Genomic DNA, 18,437 nt, shown 5'->3' with positions numbered 1-18,437 from the left:
GGGTCAATGTGTCGACATAGAGCTCAATGAGGCGTCTTCCGGCGTCATGTTCGGCGCGTGCCACGACCCTCCCGCGGCGCCCTCAGGTGCCGCAGAACGTCCGATGCGGAGGGTGGTCCGCCGGGGCGGGCGCGGCGTACCGGCGGTACGTGGGCTCGCTGCGGACCGTGTACGGGGCGCGGACGAGGGACAGGAGGACCCGAAAGGGATCGAGGTCTCCGGCGACCGCCGCGTCGAGCGCCTCGTCCACGAGGTGGTTGCGGGGGATGTAGACGGGGTTCGCCGCCCGCAGCCGCTCGGCGACGGGCGCGAGACGGCGCCATCGGCCGAGCCAGTCGTCCAGCCCGCCGACGGCGCCGAGGAAGCGCGCGCGCACGGGACGCTCGTCGCCGTCGGCCGCCGCGGCCAGATCACGCCAGAACCCGGTGACGTCGACGCCGTGGTCGTGGAGCAGGAGGTGCGCGTCCGTGGTGAGCTCGTCGACGTCCGCGGTGGCGACCCGCACGTCCAGGCCGAGCTTGTCGCGGAAGAAGGCGGTCCGGTGGGCGCGGTGGCGCTCGTCGAACGCGCCGACGATCTCCCGCGCGGCCGCCGCGCCCCGGGCGGGCTGGTCGTCCAGCAGCGGCGCCAGGGCCTCGCCGAGGCGTTCCAGGTTCCACGCCATGATCTCCGGCTGACGCGCGTAGGCGTAGCGCCCCGAGGTGTCCAGGCTGCTGTAGACCGTGTCCGGGTCGTACGCGTCGAGGAACGCGCAGGGTCCGTAGTCGATGGTCTCCGCCGACACGAGCACGTTGTCGGTGCTGAGCACGCCGTGGACGAAGCCCAGCCGCATCCAGTGCGCGGTGGTCGCGGCGGTGGCGTCGACGATGGCCGCCAGCAACGCGCGATACGGCTGTGGTGCCGACGCGGCGCCGGGATGGTGCCGGCCGATGACGTGATCGGCGACGCGGCGCAGGAGTCCCGGGTCGTCGTGACGCGCGGCATACTCGAACGTGCCGATGCGCACGTGACTGGATGCCGTGCGGGCGAGCACCGCACCCGGACTCCCCCGGCCGTCGCGCACGCGTGTGGCGCCCGTCGACACGACGGACAGCGCGCGGGTCGTCGGCACTCCGAGGGCGTGCATCGCCTCGCCCAGGAGGAACTCCCGCAGCATGGGCCCGAGCGTGGCGAACCCGTCGACGCGTGACATCGGCGTGGGACCGATGCCCTTCAGGTGCAGATCCCGCAGCCGGCCGTCGGCATCCCGCAGCTCGCCCAGCAGTGCCGCGCGGCCGTCTCCGAGGATCGGACGGTACCGCCCCCACTGATGACCCGCGTACACCTGGGAGACCGCGCCCTCGGCCGCCGCGCCCGTGAGCAGCTGCACGCCGTCGGGCGAGGACAGCCACGCGGCGTCGAGTCCGAGCGACGCCGCGACGCCCTCGTTGAGCACCACCAGCTCCGGGGAGGGCGGAGCGACGGCACGCACCGGGACCGACAGCTCGGGCAGCTCGTCCGCCCACACCCGCTCGAGTGCGACCGCGACACCGGATCGCTCCGTCACGGCCTGCTCCTCACGAGCGGCTCAGCTCCGGGATCCCCGCATCGCTGGCCTCCCGCGGGCCTCCGCGCGATCCGGCGAGGCGAGCGAGCAGCGCCCCGGCGACACGATCGGTCTGCCGGAACGACAGCGCGTCGCTGCGCGGGCGGGTGAACGCGCCGCCCTCGGGATGCGAGGTGAACGGGCCGATCGCGAACAGGGCGTCGTGGACCGCGCCGTCGGCACGACGCACCCGACCGTCCGCGTCGACGACGACGCGCCCGATGGTGAGCGTGCGCTCGCCGTCGGCGACCCGCAGGACGGTGCCGTGCACGGTGGCCAGCTGGCGCAGCGCGGCGCTGTCGCCGGTGGCCGCGTCGCTCGGCGGAAGCCACGCGTCGACGAGGGTCCGCGCCCGCGTCGCACCCGGCCGAGACGGGCTGGATGCCGCGAACGACGCCCCGGAGGGGCCGCCCGCGTCGATCGCGATCTCGAGGTCGGGGCCGAGGAAGCGGACGATGCCGGCGTCGGCGAGCGCGAGCAGCTCCTCGAGACGGTGCGCGGGCGGGCCGCTCGCGACGTAGCTGAAGAAGGTGTGCCAGCGCACGGGCAGCAGGTCGGCGCGCGAGCGGGCGTTCCACCGTTCCGCGGGGATCTCGCTGAGCGCCAGGAACGAGAGCAGGATCGCGAAGAAGAGCCCCTGCGCGGGGCTGCGCTCGGGCGCGGTGCGCAGGTGGAGGTCGCCGCGGATGTGGGCGACGACCGCATCGTGCGCGTCGTCGCCGTCGCGGAAGACCGCGCCCGCGAAAGGGCGATCGAGGGCGGCGATGTCGAGCCGGTCCAGCGGGTCGGTGACGAGCGCGGCCAGCGCCGCGTGCAGCGCGGGGTCGTCCCAGGCGTGCGTCGACAGCAGCGCCCGCGCCTGCTCCCACGTGCCCGCGACCCGGTCGGGGTACCCCGTGAACAGCTCGCGATAGTGACCGTGGAGGAGCTCGCCGGCGATCAGCGGCCAGGCGTCGCGCTCGAAGTCGAGGAGGCGCCCGTCGTCGCCGGATGCCGCGAGGGCCGCGATCGCGGTCGGTGTGAGCACCTCGCGGCGGGGAGCCTCGCCCCGCAGCTGCGACGAGACCTTGGACCGGTAGGGGACGCCCCGTCGGGAGCCGAGATGCAGTCGGGGCTCGCGGCCGGAGGGGACGTAGCGCAGACCGTCCGCCGCGCGCTCGAACCGCCCCCCGCGCCCCTGCGTCAGCAGGACGACGAGATCGACCGCGGCGAGCCCGAGCCCCCGCACGATGACGTCGGCGGCCGCGGGGACCGCGTCGAGGTCGAGGTCTGCGGTGAACGCTGGCGGGATGTAGTCCAGGCCCGCACGTCGCGCGGCATCCACGAGGACCGCGGTCGGGCTGCCCGCGGCGGGGGCCGAGGCGACGTGGCCGATCGCGTAGACCACGGCATCCGCGGGCAGTGTCCCGCCCGAGGCGAGGGCGACCTCCCACTCCGCGCCGACGGCACGCACCTCGGTCACCTCGTCGACGTGCGTGCGGATGACGACGCCCTCGGGCGCCGCCGCGACCACCCGGCGCGCGAACCACTCCAGGTAGAAGCTCTGCAGCCGCCGGGTGGGGAACGCGTCGCCGGTCAGGGCCCGGGCCTCGGCGGCCACGACCTCGTCGTCGATCTCGACGTCGGCGAGGAGACCCTCCCGCCAGGACTGCGCCCACTCGATCAGCGAGGGCCCCGCGACGACCGGCCCCTCGATGGAACAGGTCTCGTCGGTGAACACCGTGACGTCCTGTGCCATCGAGTTGAGCTTCAGCAGCGGCGACTGCGCGCGCCGCCAGATGCGCCCCGCCCCGAGCGGATGGGGGTCGACGAGATCGATCCTCAGATCGGAGGCGGCGTCGGAGCGCGCGACGATCCGCTCCAGCAGCATGATCGCCCGGGGACCGCCCCCGACGATGACCAGGCGCGAGGTCATCGAACGGCGACGCTCGCGTCGAGGGGACGCACGGCGGGAAGCCCCAACAGGTCGCGGAGGGTCGCGCCGTCCTCGTACGCCTGACGGTACGAGCCGCGCTCCTGCAGCAGGGGCACGACCCGGTCGGCGAACTCGTCGAGACCGTGCGGGGTGAGGTGACCGACGATCGTGAAGCCGTCGGTCGCGCGCCCCTGCACGTAGCGGTCGATCTCGGCGGCGATGTGCGCCGGCGTCCCGACGAAGGTGTGCCGCGCGGTGAGGCGGATGACGACTTCGCGGATGCTGAGGTTCTCGCTCTCGCTGAGTTCGCGCAGCGAGGCGATGCGCCGCCGCACCGCGGCGTGACGGTTCGCCCACCCGTGGTCCGACTCGGCGCCCGTGTCCGGATCGATCTCGGGGAGCGGACCGTCCGGGTCGTAGCCGCTGAGGTCGCGCCCCCACACCTGTTCGACGTAGGTCAGGGCGACCTCGGGACGCACCTGCTGGCGGGCGATCTCCCGCGAGCGCTCCTCGGCCTCCTCGGCGGTGTCGCCGATCACGAAGCTGGCGGCGGGGAGGATCTTCAGCGACTCCTCGTCGCGGCCCCCGGCGGCCAGGCGGCCCTTGACGTCGTCGTAGAAGGCCCGCGCGTCGTCGAACTCGGTGTGCAGCGAGAAGATCACCTCGGCGTGGGCGGCCCCGAAGTCACGGCCGTCGGCAGAGTCGCCCGCCTGCACGATCACCGGCCGCCCCTGCGGGGAGCGCGGCACGTCGAAGACCGCGTCGACGTCGAACTGGGGGCCGCTGTGACGCACTCGTGCGGGTGCGCCCGCACGCAGGTACTCCCCCGCGGCGGCATCCGCGACGACGTCGCCCTCCGCCCACGAGTCCCAGAGCTTCTTCGCGAGCTCCGCGAACTCGGCGGCGCGCGTGTAGCGATCGGCGTGGTCGAGGAAGCCGCCGCGGCGGAAGTTCGCGCCGTGGAACGCATCCGAGCTCGTCACGGCGTTCCACCCGGCGCGTCCGGCGGAGAGCCAATCGAGGGTGGCGAGCTCCCGCGCCAGCTCGTACGGCTCGTTGAACGTGGTGTTGAGCGTGCCGACGAGCCCGACGTGATCCGTGACGGCGGCGAGCGCCGCGAGCACCGACAGGGTGTTGGGCCGGCCGACGACGTCGCGTCCGTGGATGCGACCGCGATGCTCGCGCAGGCGCAGCCCCTCCGCGAGGAAGACGTAGTCGAACAGCCCCTTCTCGGCCGTGCGACCGAAGTACTCGAAGGAGGAGAAGTCGATCTGGCTGCCCGAATGCGGGTCGTTCCACACCGTCGTGTTGTTGACGCCCGGGAAGTGGGCGGCGAGATGGATCTGACGACGGCTCATGCGAAGGCCTTCTCTCGGGTGGGGGTGGTGGTCGGTCGTGCCAGACCGAGACGGCCGCGCAGGCTGACGCGGTCGTCGCGGACGAGGCCGCCGAACGCGTCGAGCAACGGGACCACGCGCTCGGCGACGGCGACGACGTCGCGCGGCTGACGAGCGGGTCGCAGGCGCACGCCGTCGACGCCGGTCGCCGCCAGCGCGCGGATCTCGTCCACGACCTCGAGCGGGGTGCCGATGACGATGCGCGCATCGGAGGCGAACGCGGAGCCGGCGAGATCGTCCAGACGCGCGGCGGCGGCGCGCGCCGCGGCCGGGGTCTCCTCGATCAGCACGACCAGATCGGCGAACACCCGGAGGCGCTCCCGTCCGCGTCGGTGCGCGGCGACGGCCTGATCGAGCTCGGCCAGGATCCCCGTGGCCGACGCCTCGTCGTGCGGTGTGACGAAGACGACGTCGGCCTGCTCGGCGGCCAGTCGGAACGGCACCGTCTGGTGCGCGAGCACCGTGATCAGCGGACGCCCCTGCGGCGAGCGCGGCACGATCGAGGCCCCCTCGACGGAGAAGAACTCGCCCTCGAACCGCGCGGGGTGCACACGATCGGGGTCGAGGAAGAGGCCCGCGGACGTGTCGCGGACGATGGCGTCGTCGTCCCACGAGTCCCACAGTCGTGTCAGCACCTCGGCGAACTCGCCCGCCTCGCGGAAGGCGGCCACCAGCTCGGGCGCGTCCTCGACCCGTCCGGATGCCGGGAGCCGTCCCGGCCCGTCCGGACGACGTCCGAAGTTCGCGCGCTCGGCGGGCGACGCGCCCGCGACGAGGCGGACGCCCGCGCGGCCACGGCTCGCGAAGTCCAGCGTCTGGATGCCGGTGGCGACGTGGAACGGCTCGGGGTGCGCGGTCGTGACCGTCGGTACGAGCCCGATCCGCTGCGTGAGCGGAGCGACGTACGACGCGACGAGGACGGCGTCGAGGCGGCCGCGGACCCGATCCGATGCCGGGTGCTGCGCGTCCTCGAAGCGGTCGGTGAAGCTGAGGGCGTCTTCGATCGTGGCGAGCACGAGACCCGCGCGGTCGGCGCTCGCCACGAGGCGCCGCCAGTAGTGCGGGCTCTGCAGGTCGTGTGGGGCGGCGGAGGCGTCGCGCCAGGCGGCGGGATGCCACCCGGCCCGGTCGAGGGCGAGGGCGAGATGAACCGGGGCTGTCATGTCGCCACTGTGCGTCGGTCCCGCGCGATCTCTCAACCGACGACGACACAGGACGACGCACCTCGACACGCGGCGTCATCTTCCCCGTGGGTTCGTCGTGAGACGGGTGCGGTCACCGGCCTAGGCTCGGGGCATGACCCGTCCCGATCGGCACGACGCCCCCACGACCCATCTCGACACGCGGGCGGTGCACGCCGGCAACCGGGTCGATCCGGCTTCCGGCGCGATCCGGACGCCGGTGGTGATGGCCAACTCCTACGCGCTGCCCGAGGACCCGTCCGCCCTCGACTGGTCGGGCACCGACGTGCCGCTGTACACCCGGAACTCGGGCGTCAACCAGCTCGCGCTCCAGGAGAAGCTCGCGGCACTGGAAGAGGGCGAGGATGCCGTGGCCCTGGCATCCGGCGTCGCGGCGCTGCACGCGGTCTTCTTCACGTTCCTGCGCACCGGCGACCATGTCGTCGTCGCCGACGTCACCTACGAGGCCAGCTGGCGGCTGTTCGCGCAGCTCCTCCCGGAGAAGTACGGCATCGACGCGACGTTCGTGGATGCCGCCGATCCCGCCGCCGTCGAGAACGCCATCCGCCCCGAGACGCGGCTGATCCACGTCGAGACGATCGGCAACCCCACGACGAAGGTGACCGACATCGCCGCCGTCGCGCGCATCGCGCACGCCGCGGGCGCGTTGCTGTCGGTCGACTCCACCTTCACGCCGCCGCCCCTCTACCGGCCGCTCGCCGACGGGGCCGATCTGGTCGTCCACTCGCTGACGAAGTTCATCAACGGTCACGGCGATGCGATGGGCGGTGCGGTCATCGGCCGTCGGGAGCTCATCCAGCGGATCAAGGCGGACGCGATGGTCGACGTCGGCGGCGTCATCTCGCCCTTCAACGCGTGGCTCATCCAGCGCGGGTCGGTGACGCTGCCGCTGCGTCTGCCCCGTCACCTGGAGACGGCGCAGCGGCTCGCCCGCGTGCTGGACGCCGATCCGCGCATCGCCTTCGTCGCCTATCCGGGGCTGGAGAGCCACCCGCAGCACGAGATCGCGCGACGTCAGTTCGGCGGGCGTGGGTTCGGCGCCGTCATGGCGTTCGCCGTCGACGGGGGCCCCGAGGTGCAGAACCGGTTCGTCTCGCACCTTCGCGTCATCACCTCAGCCGTCTCCCTCGGGCACGACGAATCCCTCATCGTCCACATCGGCACGAGCGGCCCACGGACCCTCGCGTACCCGGAACCGTTCCGCCGCTACGGTCATCTGCGTTTCTCGGTGGGGCTCGAGGACGCCCGCGACCTGGAGGCCGACCTCCTCGCCGCGCTCGACGACACGTTCGCATGAGGCCCTCCGACGCGCGCGTGTTGCCCGACGTGTCGGACGCGTTTGCGTGTCGCGTCGCGGACGCCGACAGTGGACGGATGACCGCATCGCCCGCCACGGCCGCCAGCGAGATCGCGCTGGACAACGCCGCCTGGTCCTCCCTCGCCGGCCCCCATGCGACGTTCGCGATCGGCGACGACCTCGCCCGCCGGTATCCGGAGGACGTCGCGCCGTTCGTGGCGGTGCGATCGTGGGACGAGCCGGGCGTCTGGGATGCGTTGCGCGGCATCCTCTCGCCGGGTGAGGCGTTCGGGCTGTCCGGCTTCGACGGCGAGCTCCCGCCCGGATGGGCGCTGCTCGGCGGCGGCGACGGGGTGCAGCTGGTCGAGACGGCGGCGCTGTCGCCGCGCCCCGACGACGAGGCGGTGCTCCTGGGCGCCGACGACGTGCCCGAGATGCTCGCGCTCGTGGAGCGCAATCAGCCCGGTCCGTTCCGCCCCCGCACCCACGAGCTCGGTCGCTACATCGGCATCCGCCGCGGCGACCGCCTGGTCGCGATGGCCGGCGAGCGCCTGCACCCGCAGGGGTGGACGGAGATCAGCGCCGTCGCCGTCGACGACGACCATCGCCGACAGGGGTTGGCGTCCCGTCTCGTGCTCGACGTCGCGTTCCACATCCAGCAGCGCGGCGACCGCGCCCTCCTGCACGCCGCGGCGTCGAACACGGGTGCCATCGCCGCGTACGAGAGGCTCGGCTTCGCGCTGCGGCGACGCACGCGGTTCAGCTCCGTGCGCGCACCCCTCTGACCGCCGCGCCGCGTGACGCCGCGTGACACGAGCCGGGCGATCCGACGCGGCGGCGCGCCTAGCGTGGAGGCGTGACCCGTCCCCTTCGTGCGCTCGGCTTCCTCACCATCGGCCTCTTCGACCGGGCCGACCCTCGACCCGGGCATGAGGCGACCCTCGCGATCATCGAGCGGGCCGAGCGACTCGGCTTCGACAGCGCCTGGCTGCGCGATCGCCACCTCCAGTACGGCATCTCGTCGCCGGTCGCCGTCCTGGCGGCCGCGTCGCAGCGCACCCGCCGCATCCGCCTCGGCACCGCCGTCATCCCGCTCGGGTTCGAGAACCCCTTCCGTCTGGCCGAGGACCTGGCGACCGTCGACGTCCTCTCCGGCGGCCGGTTGGAGCCCGGATTCTCGGTCGGTCCGCCGCGCCGCTTCGATGAGATCGCCGAGGCGCTCTACCCCGACACCGCCGCCCACGAGCGGTTCGGCTACGAGAGGCTGGCGCGCCTGCGGCGGTACCTCGCCGGCGATGCGGTGAGCGCCTTCGCCGGCGTGGAAGGCATCGAGGAGTACTCGGAGCGCATCGAACCGCACTCCGCGACGCTCGCGCAGCGCCTCTGGTACGGCGCGGGCAGTCCCGAGTCCACGCGGTGGGCGGCCGAGAACGGGTTCCATCTGCTCACCAGCAGCGTGATCCAGTCGCGGGAGACCACCGACTTCGACCGCGAGCAGCACGCCCAGATCCGCCTCTTCCGCGAGCATCATCCCGACGGCGAGCGCGCCCGCGTCTCGCAGGGTCTGGTCGTCATCCCCACCGACACCGCGACGGCGGATCAGCGCGAGCGGTACCGCGCGTACGCGGCGTCGCGCGCGCACCGCGTGGGCGTGCCGCACGGCCCCAAGCGGATGCTGTTCGCGGCCGACATCGTCGGCACCTCGGAGGAGATCGCCCAGACGCTGACGCAGAGCCGGGCCTTCGCCGAGGTCGACGAGGTGGCCTTCGCACTGCCGTTCAGCTTCCGCGAGGCGGACTACGTCCAGATCCTCGAGGACATCGCCGGCGTGCTCGCCCCGCTGTTGGGCTGGGAGCCGGCGGCGGACGCCACGGTGTGATCGCCGCGATCACCAGCCGCGGAAGGCGTCTCCGGGCGTCGGTCCGACGGCGACGGGCCGGCGCCGATCACGCGCCCACTGGCTCCACGAGCCGGCGTAGACGGCGGCGTCGATGCCCGCCGTCGCCAGCGCGAGCGCGGAGTGGGCCGAGGCGACGCCCGTCCCGCAGTACAGCACGACCTCGCCGTCCGGATCGATGCCGTGCGCCCACAGGATCGACCGCACCTCGGCGGCGTCGTGCAGCGCTCCGCCGTCGCGGATGAACGTCGTGGTGGGCAGGTTGACGGCGCCGGGGATGTGGCCCGCCGCCGGATCGGCCCCCGCCGCGGTGCCGCGATAGTGCGCCGGCGCCCGCACATCGATCAGGACGCCGTCCACGGGCGCGCGCGCCGCATCGTCGATGCCGACGACGCGGGGGCCGCGCCCCGTCAGGGTGACGCCGCCGGGCTCGGCCACGTGGTCGCCCGCGCTGACCGGCAGGCCCCGGGCGACCCAGGCGCGGATCCCTCCGTCGAGAACGCGGATGTCGATGCCCCGGTCGCGCAGCAGCCACCACGCGCGCGCCGCCGCCACGGAGTCGTTGTCGTCGTACGCGACCACGAGGTCGCCGTCGTCGATCCCCCACCGGCGGGCCGCGCGCTCGATGTCCTCCGCGTGCGGAAGCGGCAGGCGTCCCTCCTCCGGGTGGCCGCGTCGGGCGAGATCCCGCTCGAGGTCGACGTACACGGCATCCGGCAGGTGAGCCGCGAGGTAGGCGGGCCGGCCCTCCGGCACGTCCAGTCGCCAGCGCACGTCGAGCAGCCTCACGGGTCTCGCGTCGGCGAGCGCCGCGCTCAGTCCGTCGACGTCGATGAGATGCGGCATCTCCCCAGGCTCTCCCCGCGAGCCGTCGAGCGGAAACGAGGTCGAAACCAATCGCAACAGGACGAAAGACGGCGTCGCATTGACGCCCGCGGTGTCACACCAGGCTGGCGATGAGCCCCTCGACGCGCGCCCTGATGTCGTCGCGGATGCCGCGCACCACCTCGACCGGCTGACCGGCCGGGTCGGTGAGCTCCCAGTCCTCGTAGCGCTTGCCCGGGAAGATGGGGCACGCGTCGCCGCAACCCATCGTGATGACGACGTCGGCCTGCCGCACGGCATCCGTCGTGAGGATCTGCGGCGTCGCGGTCGACAGGTCGATCCCCTCCTCGGCCATGACGGCGACGGCTGCCGGGTTGACGGCGTCGCCGGGTTCGCTCCCGGCGGAGAAGACGTCGATGCGATCCCCGGCGAGGGCGCGGAGGTAGCCGGCGGCCATCTGTGAACGACCGGCGTTGTGCACGCAGACGAAGAGCACGGCGGGAGCGGTGGCGGACATGGTTCCTCCGTGTCGGGCGACGGTGTGGGACGCAGGCGGTGCGACGGTGCTCGCCGCCCCCGCCGAATGGTCCGCACCAGAGGATCCCCGATGCGTCGACGGATGTCAACACGGGCGTCGCCGGCTCGTGCGGGCGCCGTGCCCCGATCGGCCGGCGAAGATCATCCTCCCGGCGGATGCCGGTGCATCCGCCGTCCGATGTGCGGCTCCCGCGCCGTCCGTAGCGTCGAGACCATGACCACCTCGACCCTCGTCCTCGCTCCGGCCTCCCCTCCCGCGACGTCGTCGTCGCGGACCGCGCGCGTGCCGCGGAACACGCGGATCGCGCTGTCCGACCGCGGGGCGGCGACGTCCGTCGGCGCCGCCGTGCTGTCGATCCTCGGCAGCATGATCGCGATCGGCGTGGCCGCGATGGGCCTGCTCGTGGTGCCCGTGGCGACGCTGGTGGTCTTCGGTCCGGCGCTGCTGGCACGCTTTTGAGGGCGACCGCCCCGGTGCGCGATGCGTCGACGTGGGTTCACGGCGGCGTGGGGCAGCTCCCGGTACGGTGAAGGCATGACGGAGACAGCCCCCGCCGCCTCCCCCGCTCCGGCGGCCGCCGCGGCATCCGCGCGCACGCACGCCGTCGTCCGGCTCATGCGTCATCTGCCCGCCACCCTGCTCACGGTCGTGGCGATCCTCGTCGTGGGCGCGCTGTCGCAGGGCCTCTGGGAGCCCTTCGACGAGAGCGCCGGCATGGACGTGTGGGCCTACGGGCTGCCCGCCCTGCAGGCCGGTCGCTGGTGGACGCCGCTGACGGGCACCTTCTTCGTCGCCGAGCCGTGGCTCTTCGTCCCGACCATCCTCGGCTTCATCGGGATGGGCGTCCTCGAATACGCCCGCGGCACGCGCGTCGCCCTCGCCTACTTCTGGATCGGTCAGATCGTCGCCGTCCTCGCCACGGCGCTGCTCCTGGCCGCGCTCAGCGTCTTCTCCGGGTGGGAGTGGGTGCAGGAGACCGCGACCACGCTCGACGTCGGCGCCAGCGGCGGCACGTTCGCCTGCATCGCCGCGGTCATGGGCCTCCTGGCGTCGCCCTGGCGCCTGCGCGGCTGGCTCGTGCTCATCGCCGTCGTGATCGTCGGCGTGCTCGTGCTCGGAACCGTGGCGGACCTCTCACACCTCCTCGCGGTCGTGGCCGTCCTCCTCTTCGACCGCACGCTGCGGCCCCGCCGTGCGACGCTGCGGGAGCAGCGGCTCATCGCGTTCATCGGCATGGTGTCGTTCGTCGGCATCGAGGTGATCCTGACGATCATCCCGACCTACGGCCCGTTCGGCAGCACCGATCCGCTCTCCAGCTCGTGGATCACGACGGTCATCGACGTCGTCGTCGTCCTCGTGATCGCGCAGGGCCTGCACCGCGCGCGTCGCTGGGCGTGGATCTGCGCACTCGTGCTGCTGTCGCTCAACATCCTCTCGGCGACGCTCCTCGCCGCCGTCGTCACCCTCGACGTCCACTTCGACCTGGGCGTGCCCATCGACGGCGAGACGGCCATCGAGATCGGGAGCGGACTCATCGCCCTCGTGCTGCTGGTGTACCTCGTGCTCGTGCGCGGCGCGTTCGCCGGCGCTCCGCGCACGGCGCTCGGGGCACGAGGGGCGGAGCCGACCGCCCGCGATGCCGCCGACCTCATCCGCACCCACGGCGGCGGGACGCTCTCGTGGATGACGACCTGGGAGGGCAACAGCTACCTCGGCACCAGGACCGGCATCGTGACCTATCAGATCCGGGCGGGCGCGGCCATCGCGCTGGCCGATCCGCTCGGACCGGAGGAGGGACGCGCCTCCTCGGTCGCGGAGTTCATCGCGGCGGCCGAGCAGGCGGGCCTGGCACCGTGCTTCTTCAGCGCCGGCGCATCGACGCTCGAGGCCGTGCCCCCGACGTGGCGCTCGCTCGTCGTCGCCGACGACACCATCGTCGATCTCCCGGGCCTGGCGTACACCGGAAAGCGGTGGAACTCCGTCCGCACGACGCTCAACCGGGCCGGCCGTGAGGACATGACCTTCCGCCTCACCCGCCTGCGCGACGAGTCGTGGGGTGTGCGCACACAGCTGCAGGCGATCTCGAACCAGTGGGTCGGCGAGAAGCAGCTCCCGGAGATGCGCTTCACGCTCGGCACGCTCGCCGAGGCCGACGACCCCGAGGTGCGCATCGCCCTCGCACTGGACCCGCGCGGGGACGTGCACGGGTTCCTGTCGTGGATGCCGGTGTACGGCGAGAGCGGCATCCGGGGATGGACGCTCGATCTGATGCGTCGCCGCGAGCACGGGTTCGGCCCCGTCATGGAGTACCTGATCGGCAGCTCCGCCGCGGCGTTCCGCGACGAGGGCGCCGAGATCATGTCCCTGTCCGGCGCCCCCCTCGCGCACGAGTACCCGCCCGAGGCTCAGGGGCTGTCGGCGCTGAGCACGCGCCTGTCGGACGCGCTGGAGCCCGTCTACGGCTTCCAGTCGCTCCACCGCTTCAAGCAGAAGTTCCACCCGCGGTACGAGACGATGTACCTGCTGTTCCGCGACGAGGCCGACCTGCCGCGGATCGGCGCCGGACTGACCCGGGCCTTCCTGCCGTCCGCGACGACGCGCCAGTTCGCCAGCGCCGGTCTGGAGCTGCTGCGCGGGGAGCGCTGAGCGCGCGGCGGTCAGTCGTGGCCGACGAGTTTCAGGCCGACGACGCATCCGACCAGTCCCACGATGAGCAGCATCCGTACGAGCGAGAACTGCTCGTCGCCGGTGATCATCGCGTACGCGACGGTGAGCGCGGCACCGATGCCGACCCACACGGCGTAGGCGGTGCCGGTGGAGATGTCGCGCATCGCGCACGCGAGTCCGCCCATGCTGGCGACGAGCGCCACGGCGAAGACGATCGTGGGAGCGGGCCGGCTGAAGCCCTCCGATTTGCCGAGGGCGGTGGCCCAGACGGCTTCGAGGATGCCGGAGACGATGAGGACGAGCCAGGACATGACGAGACCTTTCGGCCAGTCTTGTCGCTCACCGGGTACTGGGATCCCTCGTCCGGAGACCCGGTCGGGGTCCGAGTACGAGGATAGCGTCGTCGCCTGATCAGGAGCCGGGCACGAGCAGGAAGATCCCGTCGAGCAGTCCGGGGTTGTGGGCGTGCACCAGGACGGCGAAGACGACGGCGTCGAACAGCAGGTGCACGGTCACGACGTAGCCGAGTGAGTGCGTCTTGAGGAAGATCACCGCCTGCAGCAGAGCGAACGGGATCGTGAGCACGGGACCCCATGCCCGGTAGCCGAGCTCCCAGAGGAAGGAGACGAAGACGACGGCCTGCAGGAGGTTCGCGGCGACGTCGGGCAGGTGGCGGCGCAACAGCACGAACACGGTGCAGATGAAGAACAACTCGTCCCAGATGCCGACCGCGCCGACCCCGACGAACAGCCGGGCGATGAGCTCCGGCGAGTCGACCACGGGCCAATTGCGGTACACGCCGGAGCTGATGAAGTAGAACGGCAGGAGGGCCCATCCGAGCACGAGCACGGCGACGAGCCAGGCCCACTGCCAGCTCTTCCAACGCCCGCCGCCGCGCCAGGGGAACCGGATGGCCCGGTCGCGGTACACCCACCGTGAGACGGCGTACGGCACCGCGACGGCGCCGCCGAGCGCGAGGGTGAAGCGGATCATGGAGAGGTCGTCGAGCTTCGCCTCGAGCGAGATCGCGCTCACGACGAGCATGCCCAGCGCGATGAGCGAGAGGTCGCGGGCGAGCGAGGGTGCGGATGCGGCGACCCGGCCCCGTTCCCGCGCGATCGCGGCGCCCACCCCGAGGGCCAGGAGCCCCACGCCGATCAGGGGCTGCAGCAGCACGAAGAACGCGGGCGCGGCCAGGCAGACGATCAGGGCGGGGCCGACGGCCGTACCCCACCGGGGGGAGGACGCGTCCGAAGCCGCCGTCGAGATCATGCCGCGTCGGAGGGGCCGCGCGCCGCGCGACGGTAGGCGAGGTCGCGGATCTCGCGCCCCTTGGCGAGCCCCTTGCGCTCGAAGGCGGTCATGACCCGTCCGTCGAAGCGCGGTGCCCACTCCCCCTCGAACGCCGCGGCGAACTCCGACGCGGAGCCCAGCACGGCGCGCATCTGCAGGGCGTAGTCCTCCCAGTCGGTCGCCAGCCGCAGCATCCCGCCGTCGCGCAGCGCCCGCGCCGCGAGCGGCGGGAAGGCGGGGGCGACGAGCCTGCGCTTGTTGTGCTTCGCCTTGTGCCACGGGTCGGGGAAGAAGATCCAGAGCTCGTCGACGCTCGCCTCGGGCAGGAGGTGCTCGAGGACCTCGGGCGCGTTCGCCTCGACCAACCGCAGATTGCGCACACCGTCGCGGTCGGCGTCGAGCATCGTCCGGGCCAGGCCCGCGCGGAACACCTCGACCGCCAGGAAGTCGGTGTCCGACGTCTGCGCCGCGGCGTGCACGATCGCGTGGCCCTGGCCGGAGCCGATCTCGACGATCAGCGGCGCGGTGCGCCCGAAGACCCCGGCGGGCGCGATGGTCGTCCCCGGCAGGATGCTGGTGGCCGCGGCATCCCGCTGCACCTCGATCACGTACCGCGGCGACAGCTCCGCCCACGCCCGCTCCTGCGCGTCGCTCATCCGGCCGCTGCGCCGCACGAACGAGACGGGCTTGTCGCGGTAGCGCGGGGCGGGTTCGGTCTCGTGCGGCATCCGACCAGGGTACCGGCGGACGCCGCGCCGTCAGGTGGTGACGAAGTCGATGAGCTCCTCGACGCGCCCCAGCAGGGCCGGGTCGAGGTCGCGGTAGCTGTGCACGGAGCCGAGGATGCGCTGCCACGTCCGCGCGATGTCGGCCTGGTCGTGCGCGGGCCAGCCGAGCGCCCGGCTCACGCCGACCTTCCACTCGATGCCGCGCGGCACCTCCGGCCAGGACTCGATGCCGAGCGCACGCGGCAGGACGCACTGCCACACGTCGATGTGGGGGTGCCCGACGATGCGCACGTGCGCGCCGTGGGGCCCGCGCGCGACCGCGTCGGCGATGCGCGACTCCTTCGAGCCCGGCACGAGGTGGTCGACGAGCACGCCGTAGCGCCGTCCCGGCCCGGGCGGCTCGTCGCGCAGCACGGATTCGAGGAGGTCGACGCCCTGGAGGTACTCGACGACCACGCCCTCCACGCGCAGGTCGTCGCCCCACACCTTCTCGACCAGCTCGGCGTCGTGGCGGCCCTCGACGAGGATGCGGGAGGCGCGCGCGACCCGCGCCCGCGCGGTGTCGGCGGCGAAGGAGCCCGACGCCGTGCGCCGCGGCCCGGTCGCCGTGCGCCGCGGGGGCTCGAGCACGACGGCGGCGCCGTCGATCAGGAAGCCGCCGCCGAGCGGGAACAGTCGGCGCCGTCCGCGCCGATCCTCCAGCTCGACGTGGCCGGACTGGATGCCGGTGACGGCTCCGCAGAACCCGTCGCCGGCCACCTCCACCACCAGGTCGGCGGTGGCCTCGACGCGCGGGACGACGGCGCGACCGGCATCGCGCCATCCCGCGGCGAGCACGTCCGCTCCGTACCGGTCGGGGCCGAATCCGTCGTCGATCATGGTTCCTCCGAAGCCGACACCCTACCGGGCCGACTCCCGCCGGGCGGGACGACGGGCCGCGTCCGCGCAGACCCGCAGCATCCCGTCGGTCCGCCTATCGTGCCATGCCGCGCGGGGCATAGGATCGAAGGGAGGGAGCGAGGGACCCGCGCCTCGCGCAGGGAGGATCACGCATGCGTGCGCGTCTGTGGCTGGCTCTGACGGCGGCAGCGGCGATCGTCCTCGGCGGTGCGGCGGCAGCGGTGGCGACGAGCCCCGTCGCCCTAAGCTCCTCGCGCGTCGTCGACCAGTCCGGGGTGCTCTCCGGGGCCCAGGTGTCGGAGGTCGACACGCGCTTGCGCGCCCTGACGGCCAGCTCGGGAGTGGACCTGTGGGTCGCCTACGTCCCGCAGTTCACCGACCCGTCCTCCCCCGAAGAGTGGGCGAACCAGACGGCTCAGAACAACGGTCTCGGCCCGCACCAGTACCTGCTCGCGATCTCCACCGACGGCCGGCAGTACTACCTGTCGGGGTATTCCGCGGGGCCGGTCACCGGCGACGAGCTCACCACGATCGAGCAGCAGCGGGTGCAGCCCGCGCTCAGCTCCGGCGACTGGGTCGGAGCCGCGACCGCCGCCGCCGACGGGCTGGCCGACGCGATCGCGGGGGGCTCGGGAGGCACCTCGGCGGGAGGTGCCGGCGGCATCGTGCCGATCCTGCTCATCGTGGTCCTGCTGGCCCTCGCCGTCCTGGTCGTGTGGATCGTCGTCCGGTCGCGGCGCCGCGGTCCGCAGGGCGCGACACCGGGGGCGCCGCCGCCGGTCAGCCTCGAAGACCTCGCCCGCCGCGCGTCGTCGGCTCTCGTGCAGACCGACGATGCGGTCAAGACGAGCGAGCAGGAGCTCGGCTTCGCCCGCGCGCAGTTCGGCGACGACGCCGCCCGCGAGTTCGCCGCGGCACTCGCCGACGCGAAGTCGAAGCTGGACGAGGCGTTCTCGCTCAAGCAGAGGCTGGACGACGCGACGCCCGACAGCGAATCCGACGCGCGGGCGTGGAACGCGCGCATCGTCGAGCTGTGCGACGCCGCGAACGCCCAGCTCGACGAGAAGGCCGCCGCCTTCGACGAGCTGCGCAAGCTCGAGCAGAACGCGCCCGAAGCGCTGGCCCGCCTCCAGCAGCTGCGCGCGACGGTGGGCGGCGCGCACGAGGCCGCCGCCTCGGCCCTCGCCGCCCTCCGCACGACCTACGACCCGCTCGCGCTCGCCCCGATCGCGGACAATCCCGAGCAGGCGCAGCAGCGGCTCGCGTTCGCCGACACCCAGCTGACCACCGCTCAGCAGCAGATCGGCGCCGGCAACGGCGGCGCCGCGGCCGTGAGCATCCGGGCGGCCGAGGACGCGGTCTCGCAGGCGCAGGTGCTGCAGGACGCGGTCGGTCGCCTCGGCGCCGACCTCGCGCAGGCCGAGACGGACGCCGCCGCCCTCATCGCCGACCTCGAGACCGACATCGCCGCGGCGAGCGCCCTGCCCGATCCGGACGGACGGATCGCGCCGGTCATCGCGGCGACACGCGCCCAGGTGGATGCCGCCCGCGCCCTGATCACGGGCACGGCGAAGCGCCCCCTGTTCGCGCGCGACGAGCTCGATCGGGCGAACGCGCAGATCGACGCCCTGCTGGCGGGCGTCCGCGACGCACAGCAGCAGGCCGCGCGCGCCGCCCAGCAGCTCGGCGGCCTCCTGGCCCAGGCGCAGGGCGAGATCTCCGCCGCCGAGGACTTCATCGGCTCGCGCCGCGGGGCCGTGGGCGCCGAGGCGCGCACGCGGCTCGCCGAGGCCGGTGCCTCCCTCGTCCAGGCGCGCCAGCTGCAGCAGTCCGACCCCGCCCAGGCCCTCGCCGCCGCGCAGCGCGCCCACGACCTCGCGACGCAGGCGCTGCGCGCCGCGCAGAACGACGTGGGCGTGTTCCAGGGCGGGATGTTCGGCGGCACGGCCCCCGCGGCGCGCGGCAACGGATCGGGCGACATGATGGGCGCGATCCTCGGCGGGATCGTCATCAACTCGCTCCTCGGCGGCGGCGGTCGCCGAGGCGGTTTCGGAGGCTCGTCCGGCAGCCGCGGCGGCAGCATCTCCCCCGGCGGCTTCGGCGGGGCCGGAAGCCGGTCCCGCCGCGGAGGGGGCCGTTTCTGAGCCGGCATCCCGCCCTTCTCCCGCCCACCACCACTGACCTCGCAGTCCC

Annotated in this window: 16 protein-coding genes and 1 riboswitch; of the genes, 6 read left to right on the top strand and 10 right to left on the bottom strand. The window is 73.3% G+C overall.

Annotation, left to right across the window (positions count from 1 at the left end):
- Positions 1 to 82 precede the first annotated feature (82 nt).
- Genes MHO01S_RS15025 through MHO01S_RS15010 form a run of 4 tightly spaced genes read right to left on the bottom strand, consistent with a single transcriptional unit; the run spans position 83 to position 6,060 of the window.
- Entirely contained in the window at positions 83 to 1,546 is a 1,464-nt protein-coding gene (locus tag MHO01S_RS15025) for a protein adenylyltransferase SelO (protein WP_061782541.1), read from the bottom strand.
- A 10-nt stretch (positions 1,547 to 1,556) separates the two neighbouring features.
- The gene (locus MHO01S_RS15020; protein ID WP_061782540.1) at positions 1,557 to 3,500 is read right to left on the bottom strand and encodes an FAD/NAD(P)-binding protein; all 1,944 of its coding nucleotides are present in this window, start codon (positions 3,498 to 3,500) and stop codon (positions 1,557 to 1,559) included.
- Entirely contained in the window at positions 3,497 to 4,858 is a 1,362-nt protein-coding gene (locus tag MHO01S_RS15015) for an NtaA/DmoA family FMN-dependent monooxygenase (protein ID WP_060960867.1), read from the bottom strand. Before MHO01S_RS15015 ends, MHO01S_RS15020 begins: the two co-directional genes overlap by 4 nt.
- Positions 4,855 to 6,060 carry an LLM class flavin-dependent oxidoreductase gene (locus MHO01S_RS15010; RefSeq protein ID WP_061782539.1) on the bottom strand — a complete coding sequence of 402 codons (1,206 nt, stop codon included), beginning with the start codon at positions 6,058 to 6,060 and terminating at the stop codon, positions 4,855 to 4,857. The genes MHO01S_RS15015 and MHO01S_RS15010 overlap by 4 nt, the downstream gene beginning before the upstream one ends.
- Positions 6,061 to 6,193: 133 nt before the next feature.
- Between MHO01S_RS15010 and MHO01S_RS15005 the strand changes: the two genes are divergently transcribed.
- From MHO01S_RS15005 to MHO01S_RS14995, 3 genes are all read left to right on the top strand, one after another.
- A complete protein-coding gene (locus MHO01S_RS15005) occupies positions 6,194 to 7,396 on the top strand; it encodes a trans-sulfuration enzyme family protein (RefSeq protein ID WP_060960869.1) in 1,203 nt (400 codons plus the stop codon).
- A gap of 77 nt (positions 7,397 to 7,473) precedes the next feature.
- A complete protein-coding gene (locus MHO01S_RS15000) occupies positions 7,474 to 8,181 on the top strand; it encodes a GNAT family N-acetyltransferase (RefSeq protein ID WP_061782538.1) in 708 nt (235 codons plus the stop codon).
- Between the two features lie 71 nt (positions 8,182 to 8,252).
- A complete protein-coding gene (locus MHO01S_RS14995; protein WP_060960870.1) occupies positions 8,253 to 9,275 on the top strand; it encodes an LLM class flavin-dependent oxidoreductase in 1,023 nt (340 codons plus the stop codon).
- A 9-nt stretch (positions 9,276 to 9,284) separates the two neighbouring features.
- Here MHO01S_RS14995 and MHO01S_RS14990 read toward each other — a convergent pair whose 3' ends face one another.
- Both MHO01S_RS14990 and MHO01S_RS14985 read right to left on the bottom strand, forming a co-directional pair.
- On the bottom strand, positions 9,285 to 10,139 hold the full coding sequence (locus MHO01S_RS14990) for a sulfurtransferase (protein ID WP_060960871.1): 855 nt from the start codon (positions 10,137 to 10,139) through the stop codon (positions 9,285 to 9,287).
- Positions 10,140 to 10,233: 94 nt separating this feature from the next.
- Positions 10,234 to 10,635: an arsenate reductase ArsC gene (locus tag MHO01S_RS14985; RefSeq protein WP_060960872.1), complete on the bottom strand. Its 402-nt coding sequence runs from the start codon at positions 10,633 to 10,635 to the stop codon at positions 10,234 to 10,236.
- A gap of 234 nt (positions 10,636 to 10,869) precedes the next feature.
- Between MHO01S_RS14985 and MHO01S_RS14980 the strand changes: the two genes are divergently transcribed.
- The gene (locus MHO01S_RS14980) at positions 10,870 to 11,115 is read left to right on the top strand and encodes a hypothetical protein (protein ID WP_060960873.1); all 246 of its coding nucleotides are present in this window, start codon (positions 10,870 to 10,872) and stop codon (positions 11,113 to 11,115) included.
- 75 nt (positions 11,116 to 11,190) lie between these two features.
- The gene (locus MHO01S_RS14975) at positions 11,191 to 13,302 is read left to right on the top strand and encodes a bifunctional lysylphosphatidylglycerol flippase/synthetase MprF (RefSeq protein ID WP_060960874.1); all 2,112 of its coding nucleotides are present in this window, start codon (positions 11,191 to 11,193) and stop codon (positions 13,300 to 13,302) included.
- An 11-nt stretch (positions 13,303 to 13,313) separates the two neighbouring features.
- On the opposite strand, the gene MHO01S_RS14970 is transcribed toward MHO01S_RS14975, so the two are convergent.
- From MHO01S_RS14970 to MHO01S_RS14955, 4 genes are all read right to left on the bottom strand, one after another.
- Positions 13,314 to 13,634 carry a DMT family transporter gene (locus MHO01S_RS14970; protein ID WP_060960875.1) on the bottom strand — a complete coding sequence of 107 codons (321 nt, stop codon included), beginning with the start codon at positions 13,632 to 13,634 and terminating at the stop codon, positions 13,314 to 13,316.
- Between the two features lie 10 nt (positions 13,635 to 13,644).
- Positions 13,645 to 13,711: riboswitch (guanidine-III (ykkC-III) riboswitch) on the bottom strand.
- A 23-nt stretch (positions 13,712 to 13,734) separates the two neighbouring features.
- Positions 13,735 to 14,595: a CPBP family intramembrane glutamic endopeptidase gene (locus MHO01S_RS14965; RefSeq protein ID WP_060960876.1), complete on the bottom strand. Its 861-nt coding sequence runs from the start codon at positions 14,593 to 14,595 to the stop codon at positions 13,735 to 13,737.
- Positions 14,592 to 15,344 carry a tRNA (guanosine(46)-N7)-methyltransferase TrmB gene (gene trmB / locus MHO01S_RS14960; protein ID WP_060960877.1) on the bottom strand — a complete coding sequence of 251 codons (753 nt, stop codon included), beginning with the start codon at positions 15,342 to 15,344 and terminating at the stop codon, positions 14,592 to 14,594. Before trmB ends, MHO01S_RS14965 begins: the two co-directional genes overlap by 4 nt.
- Before the next feature lie 30 nt (positions 15,345 to 15,374).
- Entirely contained in the window at positions 15,375 to 16,223 is an 849-nt protein-coding gene (locus MHO01S_RS14955) for a DUF3097 family protein (RefSeq protein WP_061782537.1), read from the bottom strand.
- 173 nt (positions 16,224 to 16,396) lie between these two features.
- Here MHO01S_RS14955 and MHO01S_RS14950 point away from each other — a divergent pair, with 173 nt between their 5' ends.
- Positions 16,397 to 18,388, top strand: coding sequence for a TPM domain-containing protein (locus MHO01S_RS14950; protein WP_061782536.1), 1,992 nt, complete (start codon positions 16,397 to 16,399; stop codon positions 18,386 to 18,388).
- Positions 18,389 to 18,437 lie beyond the last annotated feature (49 nt).

The organism is Microbacterium hominis NBRC 15708 (assembly GCF_001592125.1).
GTDB classification, from domain to species: domain Bacteria; phylum Actinomycetota; class Actinomycetes; order Actinomycetales; family Microbacteriaceae; genus Microbacterium; species Microbacterium hominis.
This window is presented reverse-complemented; position numbering and strand designations above follow the sequence as displayed.

Bases quoted from the DNA above. Each gene is read 5' to 3' on its own strand.
- MHO01S_RS14980 (WP_060960873.1), top strand. From the start codon at position 10,870: ATGACCACCTCGACCCTCGTCCTCGCTCCGGCCTCCCCTCCCGCGACG.
- MHO01S_RS15020 (WP_061782540.1), bottom strand. From the start codon at position 3,500: ATGACCTCGCGCCTGGTCATCGTCGGGGGCGGTCCCCGGGCGATCATG.
- MHO01S_RS14965 (WP_060960876.1), bottom strand. From the start codon at position 14,595: ATGATCTCGACGGCGGCTTCGGACGCGTCCTCCCCCCGGTGGGGTACG.
- MHO01S_RS14950 (WP_061782536.1), top strand. From the start codon at position 16,397: ATGCGTGCGCGTCTGTGGCTGGCTCTGACGGCGGCAGCGGCGATCGTC.
- MHO01S_RS14990 (WP_060960871.1), bottom strand. From the start codon at position 10,139: ATGCCGCATCTCATCGACGTCGACGGACTGAGCGCGGCGCTCGCCGAC.
- MHO01S_RS14970 (WP_060960875.1), bottom strand. From the start codon at position 13,634: ATGTCCTGGCTCGTCCTCATCGTCTCCGGCATCCTCGAAGCCGTCTGG.
- MHO01S_RS14955 (WP_061782537.1), bottom strand. From the start codon at position 16,223: ATGATCGACGACGGATTCGGCCCCGACCGGTACGGAGCGGACGTGCTC.
- MHO01S_RS14985 (WP_060960872.1), bottom strand. From the start codon at position 10,635: ATGTCCGCCACCGCTCCCGCCGTGCTCTTCGTCTGCGTGCACAACGCC.
- MHO01S_RS15005 (WP_060960869.1), top strand. From the start codon at position 6,194: ATGACCCGTCCCGATCGGCACGACGCCCCCACGACCCATCTCGACACG.
- MHO01S_RS14975 (WP_060960874.1), top strand. From the start codon at position 11,191: ATGACGGAGACAGCCCCCGCCGCCTCCCCCGCTCCGGCGGCCGCCGCG.
- MHO01S_RS15010 (WP_061782539.1), bottom strand. From the start codon at position 6,060: ATGACAGCCCCGGTTCATCTCGCCCTCGCCCTCGACCGGGCCGGGTGG.
- trmB (WP_060960877.1), bottom strand. From the start codon at position 15,344: ATGCCGCACGAGACCGAACCCGCCCCGCGCTACCGCGACAAGCCCGTC.
- MHO01S_RS15015 (WP_060960867.1), bottom strand. From the start codon at position 4,858: ATGAGCCGTCGTCAGATCCATCTCGCCGCCCACTTCCCGGGCGTCAAC.
- MHO01S_RS15000 (WP_061782538.1), top strand. From the start codon at position 7,474: ATGACCGCATCGCCCGCCACGGCCGCCAGCGAGATCGCGCTGGACAAC.